Here is a 15292-nt window from a genome sequence, read left to right as displayed (position 1 = left end):
CTGAGCGTGCCGACCCTGCCGGTCGAGGCCACATAGAGGGCTTGACTGACGCCGCCGATGCTGCCGCCGTTGCTGAGCGTCGCCAGCGTGCCGCCGACATAGTCATTGGTGATGGTCAGCAGCAGGTTGTCGGCGCCATCGGTGGACAGGCCCGCCGCCAGGCCTGAGGCGGCACCGCCCAGGATGGCGGCGGTGTAATCCGACCCGCCGCCGCCGGCAACCACGGTGCTGGCCCCCACGGTGTAGTTGCCGGTCGAGGACAGGCCGGCCGCGATGGTGCCGGCGATGCTGGCGGCCCCGCTGACCACCAGCCCGCTGGTGCCGGGGGTCAGCGACAGGGTACCCGACGCACCCTGGGTATAGGCGCCGGTGATGCTGACGATGGTGGTCAGCGTCAGGCTGGCACCGCTGTTGGTGACGGTGAAGCCGCCGGCGCTGATGCTGTCGTTCAGCACCAGGGCGCCGCCGGCGAACACCACGTCGGACGCGCTGGTGAGGGTGCCCTGGTTGGTCAGCGAGGCGCCCGTCAGCGTGCCGACGGTGCCCCCCGTCCCGCCGCTGATGGTCAGGGCGCCGCCGCCGTTGTTTATGATGGCGCCGGCGATGGTGCCGCTGTTGCGCAGGGCCCCCAGCGGGCCATACAGCGCCACCGCCTTGGACGCCTGGATCAGGCCGCTGTTGATCAGCGTGCCGACCGTGCCGGCGCTGTAAAGGGCCGAGCTGCCGCTGCCCGAGGTGCCGCGCATGACGCCGCTGTTGACCAGCGTGTCGATGACGGCGCCCGGATCGTTGAGGAAGGCGACGTTCCGGCCCACGATGGTGCCGCTGTTGTCCAGCCGCCCCAGGCTGCCGCTGTTGCGCACGGCGAAGTAGCTGCTGCCGATGACACCGCTGTTGCTCAGCGTGCCTATGGTGCCACCGGCATTGTTCTGCACGGCGCTGCCGCCGGTGATCGTTCCCGTGCCGGTATTGGCCAACAGCCCGATGGTACCGAAGTTGGCCACGCCACCGCCGAAGCCGGCCGACACGCTGCCGCTGTTGCTGAGCGTGCCGACGGTGCCCGTGGCCTCGATGTGGACGCCGTTGGAGGAACCGCTGATGGTGCCGACGCTGTCGTTGGCCAGCGTACCCAGCGTGCCGGTGACATAGGCACCCCCGCCCAGGACGCCACCGAACAGGACGCCACTGTTATTCAACGAGCCCAGCGTGCCGCCGACATAGGCCGCGTACTTGGCGCCGCTGATGGTGCCGGCGTTGACCAGGCTGGCCAGGCTGCCGCCGATGTAATCGTTGGTGATGGTCAGCAGCAGGTTGTTGGCGCCGTCGCCGCCCAAGGTGGCGGCCAGGCCGGTGATGCTGGCCCCGGCCACGACGCCGCTGTAGTCACCGCCGCCACCGGCGGCCACCAGCGTGCGGCTGCCGACGGTGTAGTTGCCGGCGGCCGACGCGGCGAGCACCGTGCCGGTGATGCTGGCGGCCCCGCTGACCACCAGTTCACCACCAGCCAGGTTCAGCATGCCGGAGGCGCCTTGGGTGTAGCCCCCGGCGATGCTGACGATGCTGGTCAACGTCAGCGACGCGCCGCTGTTCACCACCGTCTGGCCGGTGACGTTGATGTTGTCGTTCAGCAACAGGTTGCCGCCGGCGAAAACCAGGTTGGACAGCGTGTTGACGATGCTGCCCATATTGGTGACGGTCTGGCCCGTCAGTGTACCGATGGTGCCGCCGGTGCCGCCGCTGATCGTCAGGGCGTTGGCCGACGCATTCAGGATCTTGCCGGCGATCAGGCCGCTGTTGGCGACCGGGCCCAGCGTGGCGCTGGACGCGACGAACAGGGCGGTGGCGCCGGTCACCGTGCCCGCATTGATGACCTGACTCAAGGAAGTCAGAACGGCGATGCCGCCCACAGCCCCGCTGATCAGCCCGTTGTTGGTCAGTTGGCTAAGCCCCTGGCCACCGACGCCCAGCGCGGTACTGTTGGTGCTGATGATGGTGCCGGTGACGCTGTTGACCAGGGTGCCGACGGAACCGAACAGGCCCATGCCGGCCGACGTCGTGCCAAGGATCACGCCGCTGTTGACAATGCGGTCAATGTGGCTGCCGTCCGCCATATAAACGCCCATGGAGCCGCCAGAAAGCGTACCGGCGTTGCTGAGCGTGCCCACGGATCCGCCGACCTGGGACCCGACGAGGGTGCTATCTATGGCGAAACCGCGGACGCTGCCGCTGATCGTTCCGCTGTTGGTCAGGGTGCCGACCGTGCCGGTTTGGGCGATGTACACGCCAGTCGCGACACCGCTAATGGTACCGGTGTTGTCCAGGCTGTTCAGCGTGCCGCCGACATAGTCGTTGGTCACCGTCAGCAGCAGGCTATTGCCACCGACGCTGAAGCCGGCGCCGGCAACACTGCTGACGGTGGTGATACGGGCGATGACGGCGCTATAGTCGGACGCGCTGGGGGAGGACACCAGGGTAACGCCGCTGCCCGCCAGGTAGTTGCCGGTGGCGGACAGGGTGGCCGCCACCGTGCCGGCGACGGTGGCGCCGTCGGTGACCACCAATTGCCCACCCGCCAGGGCCAAGGTGCCGGCCGATTGGCCATAGGCGCCCGTCACCGTGACCGCTTGGGTCAATGTCAGCGCCGCGCCGGTGTTGAGCACCGTGTGCCCGGTGGCATCGACATTGTCGCCAAGAACCAGGTTGCCGCCGCTGAATACAAGGTCGCTGTTGGTATTGTGGATCGTGCCGATACTGTCGAGGGTCACAATCGGGTTGGCGGACCACCCCCCTATCGCGCCCTTCAGCGTGCCCACCGTGGTGCCACTGCCCCCGATGATGGTGAGCGCGACATTGGCGTTGTTCGTGATGTCGCCGGCAATGGTGCCGCTGTTGATCACGGTTCCAATGCTGGCCGCGATCGCCGACCCGGCGTTGATCAGGCCGGTGTTGATCAGGGTACCGACACCGCCGCCATTGATGGCGGCGCTGCTGGCGGCGATGGAACCGCTGTTGGTCAGGAGGTTGATGGCGCCGCCGGCATTGTTGATGGCGGTGTAGTTGGCGCTGATGGTGCCGGCGTTGCTCAGACTGCCGATGGTGCCGAGGTTCCGGATGGCGGCGGCGGTTTGGTTCAGAATCTGGCCGCCGCCATTATTGACGATGGTGTCGATGACGCCGGCGTTGCTGATGGCCGGCCCGCTGGAGCCATCGTTGGTGAGGGTGCCGTCGTTGACGATCGCGCCGATGGTGGCGCCAGCGGCGTTATAGAGGCCGGTCCGCCCGATGATCGTGCCTATGCTGGTGATCGTCACCAGGCTGATGATGTTCTCGTTCTGAACCGCGGGGTCGTTGCCTCCCCGGATCAGGCCATTATTGCTCAGCGTGCCGATGGTGCCAAGGTTCTGGATGGCGTAGGCCGTGCTTTGGGCCCAGAGGGTGCCGCTATTGGAAAGTGTGCCGACGCTGCCCGTGCTCAGCACGGAAAACGCCACGACGCTGGTGGTCGCGGTGTGCACCGTGCCGGTATTGGTGACGGTGATGTTTGCGCCGCCTGTCACCACGAAGCTGGTGGAGGTCGAGCCGGAGATGACGGTGTCGCTGGAAATGGTGGTTTGCGCCTGGACGGCACGGGGCATGGACAGGGCGACGCCCATTGCCAGCAGGGAAGAGCCGGCCAGCAGAACCTTGGCGGAAGTAACACGCTTCATCGTCATCCCCATCCCACGCCGAATGTCGGGGGCGGACGGAGGAGGGAAACAGCCCGGGCGGATGAACCGTGGGGCCAGTTCAGCCCCACCTTCGATCTGCCACAAGCACCCCAACCTTGTACCCCCCACACCTGGCCGCAAGCCTAAGTGCCAGGCAGGCGCACCTAACCAAAAGATAGTGGCCCTTATTGGTTCTGCGGGAGGCGTGAATGCCTGTCAATCACCCGATCATGGAATATCGCTCATATTTCCAAGGATGAATGATAATTACCAGGCGCCGATGTTTTCTTACCCCTTGTCCTCGTAAAAGTGGCGCTAAAGCGGGCCAATTCAGCCTGGCTGCTTCTGGTCGAATTCGACCGGATGGACCGATTTTCGCCGGCCCACCCAGGATGACCACCACGCCTTGACCGATATTATTTGCGTTATTGCCAACTATAAGTGGCGACAAGCGGCGACGGGGGCGACGACCTATCCAAAAGTATAGTGATTTCCGCGAGCAGCCGGCTGTGGCTTCCTGCCAAATGAGACATAGGCGAGAGGGAACGCCGGCCGATGAGGGGAACCGGCGGTCCTTGGCTTAGGGCTGGTCAGCGCCAGGCGTAATTGAAGCTGAGGGAGATGCGTTCCACATCGGCGCGATTCAGCGCCACCTCATGCCGCAGCCAGCTTTCCCACATCAGCAGGGTGCCTTCCTGCGGCGCCACGGCAATGGTAGGCTGCAAGGCCCGGTCGGCCTTGGCCTTGCGCGGCGGGGCGGCCATCATGAAGGGCAGGCGCGGGTCCTCGAACTTCAGGACGGAGGCACCGGCCGGCACCCGCACATAATAGGTGCCGCTGATGACGCTGTTGGGATGGATGTGCGACCCGTGGAAGCCGCCGGGGTCCAGCACGTTGATCCACAGGCTGTCCAGTTCCAGCTTGCGCCCACCCAGGTCCCAATCCTGCACCTTGGCGAAGGCCTTGGCATGGCGGTCCAACTGGGCCTTCAGCTTCTTCAGGATGGGGAAGCGCCAGATGAGATCGTCCAGCGAAGCGTAGCTGGTGTAGCCGGTGTAGCCATGCTTGTCCGACCAGCGCCGGCCGGCCCCGTCATCCTCCGCCGCCGTCAGGCAGCAGGCCGCCACCTCTTCATTCAGGGGCAGCATCTCCGCCAGTTCGGCCCGATAGACGCGGGTGACGAACAGGGTGTCGATGGTGGCGGCGGGCGCAGAGGCGGGGGGTTCGTCGGTCATGCCCAGGGCTTTAGCCGGGCGACGCGGTGGCGTCAATCACGCCGGGAGAAAAAGGCCGGCGCGTCCCCGCACCACCCGCCTAGGCCGAAAACAGTAGGCTGCGGGCCCCGGCGCTTTGGGTATAAAGGAACCCCCTGGGGGCGTTCGCCCTTATCACCAGGGTCCATGTCACCAGGGCATGTCCCAAAACGAAGATCGGCCCAGGCACCCGCCCCGCATGCGGATGCCCTGGGACCGGCACCGCCCACGGAACGCGCATCCATGCAGTTGGCCACCGACGCGCCACCGCCGCACGTCCGCAAGGACGATCCCCATGCCGGCATCGGCTTCACCGAATTCGTCCTGATGGTCTCGGCCATGATGGCCATGAACGCGCTGGGCACCGACAGCATGCTGCCGGCGCTGGGCCAGATCGGCCGCTCGCTGGACGTGATGGACGAACCACGCTGGCAGTGGATCGTCACCGCCTTCCTGCTGGGCTTCGGCGGGGCGCAGATCCTGTATGGCCCCATCTCCGACCGGTACGGCCGCCGGCCCATCCTGCTGTGGGGCATCGTGTTCTACGCCCTGGGCAACCTGGCGGCGGCCCTGGCCCCGACGTTCGAGCTGCTGCTGGCCGTGCGCGTGGTGCAGGGCATCGCCGTCGCCTCCACCCGCATCGTCGTCGTGTCCGTGGTGCGCGACTGCTACGCCGGACGCCAGATGGCGCGCGTCATGTCGCTGGCCTTCATGATCCTGCTGGCCGTGCCCATCCTGGCGCCCAGCCTGGGGCAGCTGATCATGCTGGTGGCACCATGGCGGGCCATCTTCGCCTGCCTGGCCGCCTATGCCCTGGCGGTGGTCCTCTGGCTGTGGCGCCGCCTGCCGGAAACGCTGCACCCGGAATATCGCCGGCCCATCGACGTGCCCACCATCCTGTCCGCCGCCCGGCAGACGGTGACGGACCGCCAGGCCATCGGCTACACGCTGGCGCAGACCCTGATGATCAGCGCCGTCTTCGCCTACCTCAACAGCATGCCGCCCATCTTCGACCAGGTGTTCAAGGCGCCGCAGCTGTTCCCGCTGATCTTCGCGCTGACCGGCATGTCGCTGGCGGTGTCGGCGCTGCTGAACGCCCGCATCGTCGTCCGCCTGGGGACGCGGCGCCTGTCGCACAGCGCACTGCTGGGCTTCATCCTGTTCACCGGCATCCACACCATCATCGCCCGGCATGGGGAAAGCCTGCCCGTCTTCACCGTGCTGCAGGCCCTGACCATGTTCTGTTTCGGCCTGGCGACCAGCAACTTCGGCGCCATGGCCATGGAACCGGTGGGCGCCATCGCCGGCACCGCCGCCTCGGTCCAGGGGTTCATCAGCACGGTGCTGGGCGCCCTGGTCGGCTTCGTCATCAGCCAGCACTTCGACGGCACCACCCTGCCCCTGGTCGGCGGATTCCTGTGCTGCGGCGTGGGCGCCCTGGCCATCGTCCTGGTGACCGAACGCTTCCAGCTGTTCCACCCGCGCATGGGGAAATGACCGCCGCCCGGCCTTTCCAGGGAATTACTTATGCTCCGGCTTGTCTTCGGCCAGGGGCTGGCCGTCGTGCAGGTAGGGCGGCGCCTCGATCAGCACGAAGACGATGCGGCAGGGGGTGGTGGCACTGGGGTTGCGCCACAGGTGCATGGTGCCGCGCTGGATGATGATGCCGCCGGCGCCGATGACCTTCTTCGCCCCGTCGTCCAGCTCCAGCTCCACCTCGCCCGACAGCACGATGCCATAGTCGATGCTGTTGGTGCGGTGCATGGGCGAGGTGCCCCAGGGCAGCATGTCCACCACGCGGATGACGGAGCCGTGGTCCAGGGTCAGGCCGGCGTCCCGCAGGCGTCCGTCCGTCTCGTCATTGTTGTCGGCCGGGACGGTGGGCGTGGTCCAGATCAGGGTGAAGGCGGCATCGCCCGAGGGGATGCGCCGGGTCGGAAACTCATCGTCCGATTTGAAGATGGCGCGCGCGCCGGCGTCGTGCCCCGTCACCACGCGGCGGACGGCGGGCAGCCCTGAATCACTGGTCATGGTGGTGAGCTTTTCTGCAGGGAAATCAGATATCGGCCAGCAGCGCCGTCTGCGCCTTGGCCATCATGGCGCCCATGATTTCCGGCGAGACGTGGTCCTGCTGCGCCCTACCGATGGCGACACTGCTTTCCACCACCAGGCGGCAGCGTTCGAAGCGCCGGTCGGTGAAGGCCTGAAAGGCGGCGGTCAGGTCGTCATGGCGGTCCAGTTCCTCCACCAGCACCAGCGCGTCCTCCACCGCGATGCCGGCGCCGGACGCCAGATGCGGGGTGGTGGCGTGGGCGGCGTCACCGATCAGGATGCTGCGGCCCTTGAACCACTGATGGCGGGGCAGCAGCACGGCCTCCAGCGGGCGGACGTTGACCCAGGAGTCCGCATTCAAATTGTCACGCAGGGTGGCCACCGGGCCGCCGAAGGGGGCCAGCAGCTGGGCCAGCCGCTGATAGGCCGTGGCCTCGTCCACCCGGCGCATCTCGGGCACGTTTTCCAGCAGCCACAGGTACATCAGATCCTGGCTGACCGGCACCAGGCCGCAGGTCACCGGCGCACCGACGAAGAAGTGCGAGCGGTCGATCTCAGGCGGGCGCTTGGCCACCACGCGCCAGCAGTACTGTCCGGTGTAGGTGGGCTTGGGCGCGTCGGGGAACAGGAAGGACCGCGCCTTGGAGAAGGCGCCGTCGGCCGCGACCACGAAATCATAGGTGCCGGCGCCGCCGTCGCTGAAACGCACGTCCACACCATCGCCGGTGTCGGTCCATTCGGTGGCGGTCAGGCCCAGGCTGACCCGTACCCCCGCCTCACGCGTCAGCCGCGACAGCAGGGCGTGCAGGTCGGGCCGCATGATGCCGCCGGACACCGGCAGGTCGGGCTGGATAGGCCTGTCCTGCAGGTCGGCCACGGCCATGCCGTTGGGGGCGCACAGGCGCCCACCCTCCGTCACATGAAAGCCCTGGGCCTTGAGGTCGTCCAGGATGCCCAGCGTCCGGAAGGCGCGGTACGTGGGCCCCGTCACGGTGATGCCGGCGCCATAGACGCGCCAATTGGGATCGGCCTCCACCACATGTACAGGCCAACCGGCGCGGCTGACCAGGATGGCGAAGGACATGCCGCCAATGCCGCCGCCCAGGACAAGGATGGGGGTGCGGCCCGCGCGCGGTGAGGACTGAGGCATCGCCAACTTCTCCGGTTTCTTCCCTAGCGCGCCCTCTCGACGGGGGCGTGTCACGGGCGATCCTAAAAGCCGCTCAGCTATTGTTAAAATTGATTTGGAAGATATCTTGGCAGCTGTCCGGCCAATGGATGGCCGGCGCAACCGTTGGCGGTGGGATTAAAAAGCAATGCGTTTCAAGGGCCTGGAATTCGATGACGCCTGCCCCGCCTTCGTAGGGTTGTGACCCCATGTCCCCGACATCCGCCAATCGCCCGGCCACACGCCTGGCCACCCGGCTGGCCTTCCTGGCCGCCGGATTCAGCCTGTCCTGCTGGGCGCCGCTGGTGCCCTACGCCCGTGCCCGCCTGGGGGTGGACGACGCCACACTAGGCCTGCTGCTGCTATGCCTGGGCATAGGCTCGGTGGCGGCCATGCCGGCGACAGCGCCCTTGAGCGCCCGCCATGGCACCCGACCCGTCATTCTGGGCGGTGGGCTGGGTATGGCGTTGGCCTTGCCCGCCCTGGCCACGATCGACAGCTTGGCCGGCATGGCCGTGGCGCTGCTGGTCTTCGGCGCGTCGCTGGGGACCCTCGACGTCGCCATGAACGTGCATGCGGTGGAGGTGGAGGCCGATGCCGACCGCCCGCTGATGTCAGGCTTTCATGGATTGTTCAGCGTCGGCGGCTTTTGCGGGTCGGGCGGCATGACGCTGCTGTTGGCCACCGGCGTGGCTCCCTGGGCGGCGGCCTGGCTGAGCGCCGCCCTGGTCCTGGTGCTGCTGGCCCTGGCCGCCCCCCGCCTGCTGCGCACCCGGCCGATGGGGGCCGCCGCCGAGGGGGAACGCGCCCCCCTGTTCGTGCGCCCGCGCGGCATCGTGATCCTGCTGGGCATCCTGGCGCTGATCACGTTCCTGACCGAGGGGGCGCTGCTGGACTGGGGTGCCCTGCTGCTGACCGACCATCGCAGCGTAGCGCCGACCCAGGCGGGCCTGGGCTATACCCTGTTCTCATTGGCCATGACCACGGGCCGCCTGACGGGCGACCGGTTGGTGGCGGCCCTGGGCGGACGGAGGGTCATGCTCTGGGGCGGGGTGGCGACCATCGCCGGCCTGGGCGTGGTGCTGCTGTCACCGTGGACACCGCTGGCCTTCGCCGGTTTCCTGCTGATCGGCGCGGGGGCGGCCAATCTGGTCCCGGTGCTGTTCAGCGCCACGGGGCGCCAGCGGGTCATGCCCCCGGCGCTGGCCGTGGCGGGAATGACGGCCATCGGCTATGCCGGCATGCTGGGCGGCCCGGCGCTGATCGGCTTCATCGCGCGTGGCTGGGGCCTGCCCGCCGCCTTCACCCTGCTGACGGCCATGATGCTGCTGGTGCCGCTGTCAGCCGGCCCGGTGGGGAAAATCGATGCGCCGGTCAACGACGCCTGACCGCCGGCCGGACTAATCCCCGCGGCATTTGATCGTAACCGCTCAAATGCCCCCTCAATCGCCGGGCGCCAGCATGCGCTGGCTTGGCTTCCTCGCTGCGCCCTGCGGTGCTCGCTCCGGCGGACGCGGTCGCGTCCTGCAGCGGCACGAGTCAAAATCTCGTACCGCTGGTGTAATCCGCCGCCAGCACCTCGCGCACCACCGTCTGCAGCTGCCGGCCGAACACCGGCTTGTACAGGATGGCGGCGGGATGGTCCTGGTTCATGCGCTCCAGCATCGCCGGCTCGCGCGAGGCGGTGATGAAGATGACCTTGGAGCCGACGAATTCATGGATGGCGAGGGCCGCATCCACACCGTCGCCCTCACCCTTCAGCCGCATGTCCATCAGCACCAGGCGCGGCCGCTGGGCCTTGGCCAGGGCGATGGCGTCGGCGGCGGTCGCGGCGGTGCCGCACACCGTCAGCCCCATGTCCTCGATCTGGATGCTGAGGGTCTGGGCGATCAGGAACTCATCATCCACCACCAGGACGCAGTCCTGCAGCCCATCGTTCATGGCCCCGCCATCCCGGCAGGGGCCCCCACCATATCCACCGACGGTGTCGGCAGGATGATTTCCGCCCGTGTGCCCTTGTCGACCCGCATCGCGATCATTCCGTCCAGCTGCGTCACCAAGCCCTTCACGATGGTGCTGCCCAGACCGCGCCGGTAGCCGCCACCATCCTCCTCCGCCGATGCAGGAGTTAGGACGCCGTCGCCATCATCCGCCACCACCAGCAGCACGCCCCCCTCCTCCCGGCGGCGCATCGCCATTGTGATGGTGCCGCGTCCATCGGGAAAGGCATGTTTCAGCGAATTGGTGATCAACTCGGTCACCAGCAAGCCCAGGGGGATGGCGAAATCCAAATTGACCGTTAGCGGGCAGATGTCGATGTCCAGTCCCACCCCTTCATCCGCCCCTGACAGCAGGATGTTGCGGGCCAGCTCATCAAGGAAGGGCGCGATGTCGAAGGTCTCCAGATCGGGGGAGGCCATCAGCTGCTGATGGACCAGGCCCAGGGCATAAACCCGGCTGCGCAGCCCCATCAGGGCCTGGCGTCCATCCGGATCCTTCAGCTGCAGTGCCTGCATCATCACAAGGCCGTCAATGATTTGCAGGTTGTTCTTCACCCGGTGATAGACCTCGCGCAGCAGCAGGTCGCGCTGCCTCAAAGCGGCGGTGCGCTCGGCCACCACCAGTTCCAGGTCCGCCTTGGCCTCGCGCAGCGCCGCCTCCGCCGCCGCCCGTTCGGTGACGTCGATCAGCACCCCGGTGGCGCGGGCGGGCGTCCAGGTGATGGGATCGCGCGCCACGATGGCGCTGCGATGGGAAAGCCAAATCCAGTCCCCGCCCCCCTCCGCCGCGTCCCGGTCGCCGTCGGCCCGGCGCACCCGGTACTGCATCTGGACCAGCTCCGCCGCACCGGTCTGCAGCAGACTTAGGCCGGCCGCACGCTCCGCCCGGTCGTCGGGGTGGATCCAGTCGGCCCAGGCGGCGTATTCCGGGCCGGACAGGGGGAACCAGGTCTCCGCCGGCAGGGTGCCGCCCGTCATCGCCGCCGTGCGCCGGTCCACCCAGCCCAGGCCCCGCGCCAAATCCAGTTCCCAGATGCCCAGCTTGGCGCCCTCTGCCGCCAGTCGCAGGCGCGTCTCGCTTTCCTTCAAGGCCAGGGCCGTCTTGTGCATGGTGTCGATGTCCTCGACCACCGCCAGCAGCAGCGGGGGTAGCCGGGCACCGGCCTTGCGCATCCCCGCGCCGCGCACCAGGGTCGCGGACACGCGCCCCCAGACGGGTGTGCCATCCTGGCGCCGGAAGCGCAGTTCGCGGATGTAGACGCTGGCCTCGCCCGACAACAGGCCCGCCAATTCCAGCCCCTCCGCCGCCCGATCCTCGCCCCACAGCAGGTCGGGCCAGTCCATCCGGCCAGCCAGGTCGGCCCGGTGATAGCCCAGCATGCTGGCGAAAGCGTTGTTCACCCGCAGCATCAACCCGGTCTCCGGATTGACCTGCACCTTGCCCACCGCAGCCGCCTCGAAACTGGCGCGGTATTCCGCCTCGCTGCCGGCCAGGGCCTCCAGCGCCGCCGCCCGTTCGGCCAGGGCCTCCGTCAGCTGGGCGTTGGCGGCGCGCAGTTCGGCCGTGCGCTCGGCCACCCTGCGCTCCAATTCGGAATTGGCGGCCAACACCTTGGCCTCGCTCGCCCGCAGCAGGGCGGTGGTTCGCTCCTGCTCTTCGATGGTGCGGGTCAGTTCGGCGTTCAGCCGGCCCAGCTGCGTCGGCGTGGGCAGGGCCAGCACGCGCGGCACCAGGGGCCACAGCATGGCGGCGGTGGCCACCGACAGCAGGGCAGTGACCAGCTTCACCACCCCCTCCATCCCGTAGGCCGGCATCCACAGGGTCAGGATGGACAGCATGTGGGTCAGGCCGCAGGCAAGGATGAAGGCCACGAACAAATGTCCCACCCAGCGGTAGGCCAAATCGTTACGCTTGCGTACGAACCAAGCCAGCGCCAAGGGTATTGAGAAGTAGGACAGGCCGATGACGGCGTCAGAACCGGCGTGCAGCCAGATGAGGCCCGGCAGCCAACTGAGGCAGAAGCCATGCGGCGTGAGGCCGGATGGATCCAGCAACCAGTCCGTCAAACTCATAAGCGCCCTCCGCCACCGGCACATCGCCCAAGTCCAGAGGTTTTATCCCCAAACCTTTGCGAGTACCGAACCGTGGCGCCGGGCATCGCGCCCGTCAAGTCGCGCGTTCGATTAGATTGACCAAGTCCTGCACGCACAGGGTGAGCCTTGCGACGCCGGGGCCGGCGTTGGCTGGCGTCAGCGGGCAGCCTCCCGCGCGGCCTCCGTCACCTCGCGCCGGACCAGTTTGTCCAGCAGGGGGAACTGGGGGTCGCCCAGCCAGGCGCGCACGGCGGCCACATCGGCCAGGGCGTGCAGGGCAGCCGTCGCCTGCTCCGGCCGGCCGACCTTGACGGAGATGCCGCCCAAGGCGTGCACACTCTCGAACGCGTGCTCGTCCGGCACGTCGTCGCCGATGAAGATGGGACGGCGCCCCTTGAACGGCTCCACGGTCATGAAGCGGTACACGGCATCCCCCTTCAGAGCCGCCGCCGGCAGCAATTCCACACCCACATTGCCCTCCACCACCCGGTAGCCGTCAGGCAGGGTGGGCAGCGCCGCCTTGGCCAGCCGGGTGATATGGTCCAGGGACTGCGGGTGCGGCCCGGTGTGGATGGCCAGCACCGGGCCCTTGCGCTCGATGACGATATTGGGGGCGCCGCAAAGTTCAGCCTCAGCCCGATCCGCCAGGGCGGCCAGGGCCGGGGGCTCCTCCGCCGCCACCGCCGGCTCGTCCGGAGACAGCCGCAGCTCGATCCCGAACAGCCCGCCGGCGCGCAGCACCATGGGCTGGAACAGCGTGTCGATGGACGCCAGCGAGCGGCCACTGATCACCGCGACAGCCCCGCCCAGCTGGCGGTCCAGGTTGGACAGCAGGGTGCGCAGCTCGTCATCCACCACCACGCCGGTGGGGTCCTTGTGGTGTTCCAGCAGCGTCCCGTCAATATCCAGGAACAGGGCCCAGCGGTCCCCGGCGGCGGGCGCCAGGGCGGGGGACGGCATCGCTTCAGAAATGGCTCGGCTCAACGTTCTTTCCTTTCCCCATGCTGACCAGGCGCACCACGTTGCGGCCCAGGGGTGTGCGACCCAGGGCACCGCGCGCCGAGTGCTGCCTGGCCAGGCGGGTGGTGACGTTGGCGGTGTGGTGGCGTTTGCGCAGGCGGGCGCCGTCCAGCAGCATGTTGCCCGCCCAGCGGTAGATGTTGTTTTCCCGCACCGTTTCGCGCATGCGGCGCATCCGCTCACGCTGTTCCTCCGGCGACATGGTCAGGCCGCGCAGCAACGCGTCGGCCATGCCGCAGGTGTCGTACGGGTTGATGATGATGCTTTCGGGCAGCTCCTTGGCGGCGCCGGCGAAGCTGCTGAGCAGCAGCACGCCCTGCTCATCCTCCCGGGCGGCCACGAACTCCTTGGCCACCAGGTTCATGCCGTCGTGCAGGCTGGTGACCATGCACAGGTCGGCGGCCCGCAACAGGCCGTAGACCTCGTCTTTGCCGTAGGACTCGTTCAGCAGGTGGATGGGCTGGTACCCCTCGTGGCCGTAGCGGGCGTTCAACTCGTCCACAAAATCCAGGCATTCGCGCTGGCACTGCTGATAGGCCGGCAGGGCGGTGCGGCTGGGGGCCGCCACTTGCAGCACCACCATGCGGCCGATCCATTCCGGGTGGCGCTTGAACAGCTCCTCCACCGCGCGGAAGCGGTCGATGATGCCCTTGGTGTAGTCGAAGCGCTCCACCCCCACGCACAGCTTCATGTCCGGCGCCAGGTTGAAGCGGTCGAAGATGGCCCGGCGGCTGGCGGGCACCGGCGGCTGGCGCGACAGCGAGGCCGGCGGCCATTCGATGGAGATGGGATGGGCATGCACATGGGTGGTGTGGCCACCGAAGGTGACGGCCGACGAGTCCCGCTCGATCCGGCTTTCCAGGAAACGGTCCACCGTCTCGATAAAGTTGTTGCAGTAGTATTGGGTGTGGAAACCCATGACCGAGCTGCCCAGCATGCCGTCCAGGATGCGTTCCCGCCACGGGCAGATGCCGAAGATCTCGGCGTTGGGCCAGGGGATGTGCCAGAAGGTGATGATGACGGCGTCGGGCAGCCGCTCGCGGATCATGCGGGGCAGCAGGGCGAAGTGATAGTCCTGGATCAGGACCACCGGACGCTCATCCCGCGCCTCTTCCACCACCACGTCGGCGAAGCGCCGGTTCACCGCCTCGTACACCTCCCAATCCTCGGCGTTGAAGCTGGGCCGGGTGAACGCCACGTGGCACAGGGGCCAGAGGCCGTCGTTGGAGAAGCCATAGTAGTAGTGCTTCTCCTCACGCTCGCTCAGCCAGACGCGGCGCAGGGTGTAGCTGGGGTTATCGGGCGGCACGGCGATGCGGTCGTCCGCGTCCACGGTCAGATGGTCGGCCGAGCCGCTGCCGTGCGCGATCCAGGTGCCGGCGCAGGTGCGCATGACCGGATCCAGCGCCGCCACCAAGCCACCGGCCGGCGCCCGCAGCTTCACCGCCCCGTCCTCTTCCAAATCATGGATGAAGGGCTCGCGGTTGGAGACGACGATGACCTGCGCGCCCGTCAGTTCCGTCTTCAGCAGATGGCGCAGCGTGTCCGGCGTCCAGGTACCCAGCCGGTCGGTGGCGACGCCCTCCCCCTTGGTGGACCGCAGGGCGCGCTGGGCCGCGGCGTGCGCGTCACGCGCGCCGACGACGGGTGAAGGCGCCCGGGGCCCCTCCGCCAAAATCTGGCGCCGTGTTTCCTCGTAGGTGGGAATGGCGCCCTCCGCAACCGGCGGATGGCGGTTGCGACCCCAGCGCAGCAGCAGCGCGCTGGAAAGGACAAGAGCCGCAACGGATAAGAGTAGGCTGGCCCCCACCAGGTAGACGGCGGCGGAGTCCTGCGTCAGCAGCGCGCCCAGATCGATGCCCATCATGGTGATACACCCATACCTTATCGGTTAAGAAGACTATGACCCGGTTTATGATTGCAGTAATCAGGTCATATATCGTGCACGCTGAACAGATATAGCCTCAATGGCATTCTGTATTGGTCAGCGCTCCAGTA

The 15292-nt window shown here is 67.6% G+C and carries 10 protein-coding genes; 2 read left to right on the top strand and 8 right to left on the bottom strand.

The window, feature by feature from the left end:
- Together FBZ88_RS14385 and FBZ88_RS14380 are read right to left on the bottom strand one after the other, a co-directional pair.
- Positions 1 to 3707: beta strand repeat-containing protein (locus FBZ88_RS14385; protein ID WP_145617745.1), on the bottom strand; the 3707-nt coding region annotated here is incomplete at its 3' end.
- A 590-nt stretch (positions 3708 to 4297) separates the two neighbouring features.
- Complete coding sequence (locus FBZ88_RS14380; protein WP_145617743.1) at positions 4298 to 4942, bottom strand: TIGR02466 family protein; 645 nt, start codon at positions 4940 to 4942, stop codon at positions 4298 to 4300.
- 261 nt (positions 4943 to 5203) lie between these two features.
- Here FBZ88_RS14380 and FBZ88_RS14375 point away from each other — a divergent pair, with 261 nt between their 5' ends.
- On the top strand, positions 5204 to 6457 hold the full coding sequence (locus FBZ88_RS14375) for a multidrug effflux MFS transporter (RefSeq protein ID WP_145617740.1): 1254 nt from the start codon (positions 5204 to 5206) through the stop codon (positions 6455 to 6457).
- 24 nt (positions 6458 to 6481) lie between these two features.
- On the opposite strand, the gene FBZ88_RS14370 is transcribed toward FBZ88_RS14375, so the two are convergent.
- Complete coding sequence (locus FBZ88_RS14370; protein ID WP_145617739.1) at positions 6482 to 6991, bottom strand: cupin domain-containing protein; 510 nt, start codon at positions 6989 to 6991, stop codon at positions 6482 to 6484.
- Between the two features lie 25 nt (positions 6992 to 7016).
- A complete protein-coding gene (locus FBZ88_RS14365) occupies positions 7017 to 8162 on the bottom strand; it encodes an FAD-dependent monooxygenase (protein WP_145617737.1) in 1146 nt (381 codons plus the stop codon).
- A 227-nt stretch (positions 8163 to 8389) separates the two neighbouring features.
- Between FBZ88_RS14365 and FBZ88_RS14360 the strand changes: the two genes are divergently transcribed.
- Positions 8390 to 9568, top strand: a complete 1179-nt coding sequence (locus FBZ88_RS14360) for an MFS transporter (RefSeq protein WP_145617735.1) — start codon at positions 8390 to 8392, stop codon at positions 9566 to 9568.
- 151 nt (positions 9569 to 9719) lie between these two features.
- On the opposite strand, the gene FBZ88_RS14355 is transcribed toward FBZ88_RS14360, so the two are convergent.
- The 4 genes from FBZ88_RS14355 to FBZ88_RS14340 all read right to left on the bottom strand — a co-directional run bounded on the left by FBZ88_RS14355 (position 9720) and on the right by FBZ88_RS14340 (position 15161).
- Positions 9720 to 10121, bottom strand: coding sequence for a response regulator (locus FBZ88_RS14355; protein WP_145617733.1), 402 nt, complete (start codon positions 10119 to 10121; stop codon positions 9720 to 9722).
- Positions 10118 to 12253 (bottom strand): sensor histidine kinase, encoded by a 2136-nt coding sequence (locus tag FBZ88_RS14350; RefSeq protein WP_145617731.1) that lies wholly within the window; start codon positions 12251 to 12253, stop codon positions 10118 to 10120. Before FBZ88_RS14350 ends, FBZ88_RS14355 begins: the two co-directional genes overlap by 4 nt.
- A gap of 177 nt (positions 12254 to 12430) precedes the next feature.
- Positions 12431 to 13258 (bottom strand): trehalose-phosphatase, encoded by an 828-nt coding sequence (gene otsB / locus FBZ88_RS14345; protein WP_211102666.1) that lies wholly within the window; start codon positions 13256 to 13258, stop codon positions 12431 to 12433.
- A complete protein-coding gene (locus FBZ88_RS14340) occupies positions 13239 to 15161 on the bottom strand; it encodes an alpha,alpha-trehalose-phosphate synthase (UDP-forming) (RefSeq protein WP_211102665.1) in 1923 nt (640 codons plus the stop codon). Before FBZ88_RS14340 ends, otsB begins: the two co-directional genes overlap by 20 nt.
- Positions 15162 to 15292: the final 131 nt, after the last annotated feature.

The sequence above is a fragment of the Nitrospirillum bahiense genome (assembly GCF_007828025.1).
Lineage (GTDB): Bacteria > Pseudomonadota > Alphaproteobacteria > Azospirillales > Azospirillaceae > Nitrospirillum > Nitrospirillum amazonense.
The sequence above is the reverse complement of the archived record's forward strand: the minus strand, read 5'-3'. Positions and strand labels throughout refer to the sequence as shown.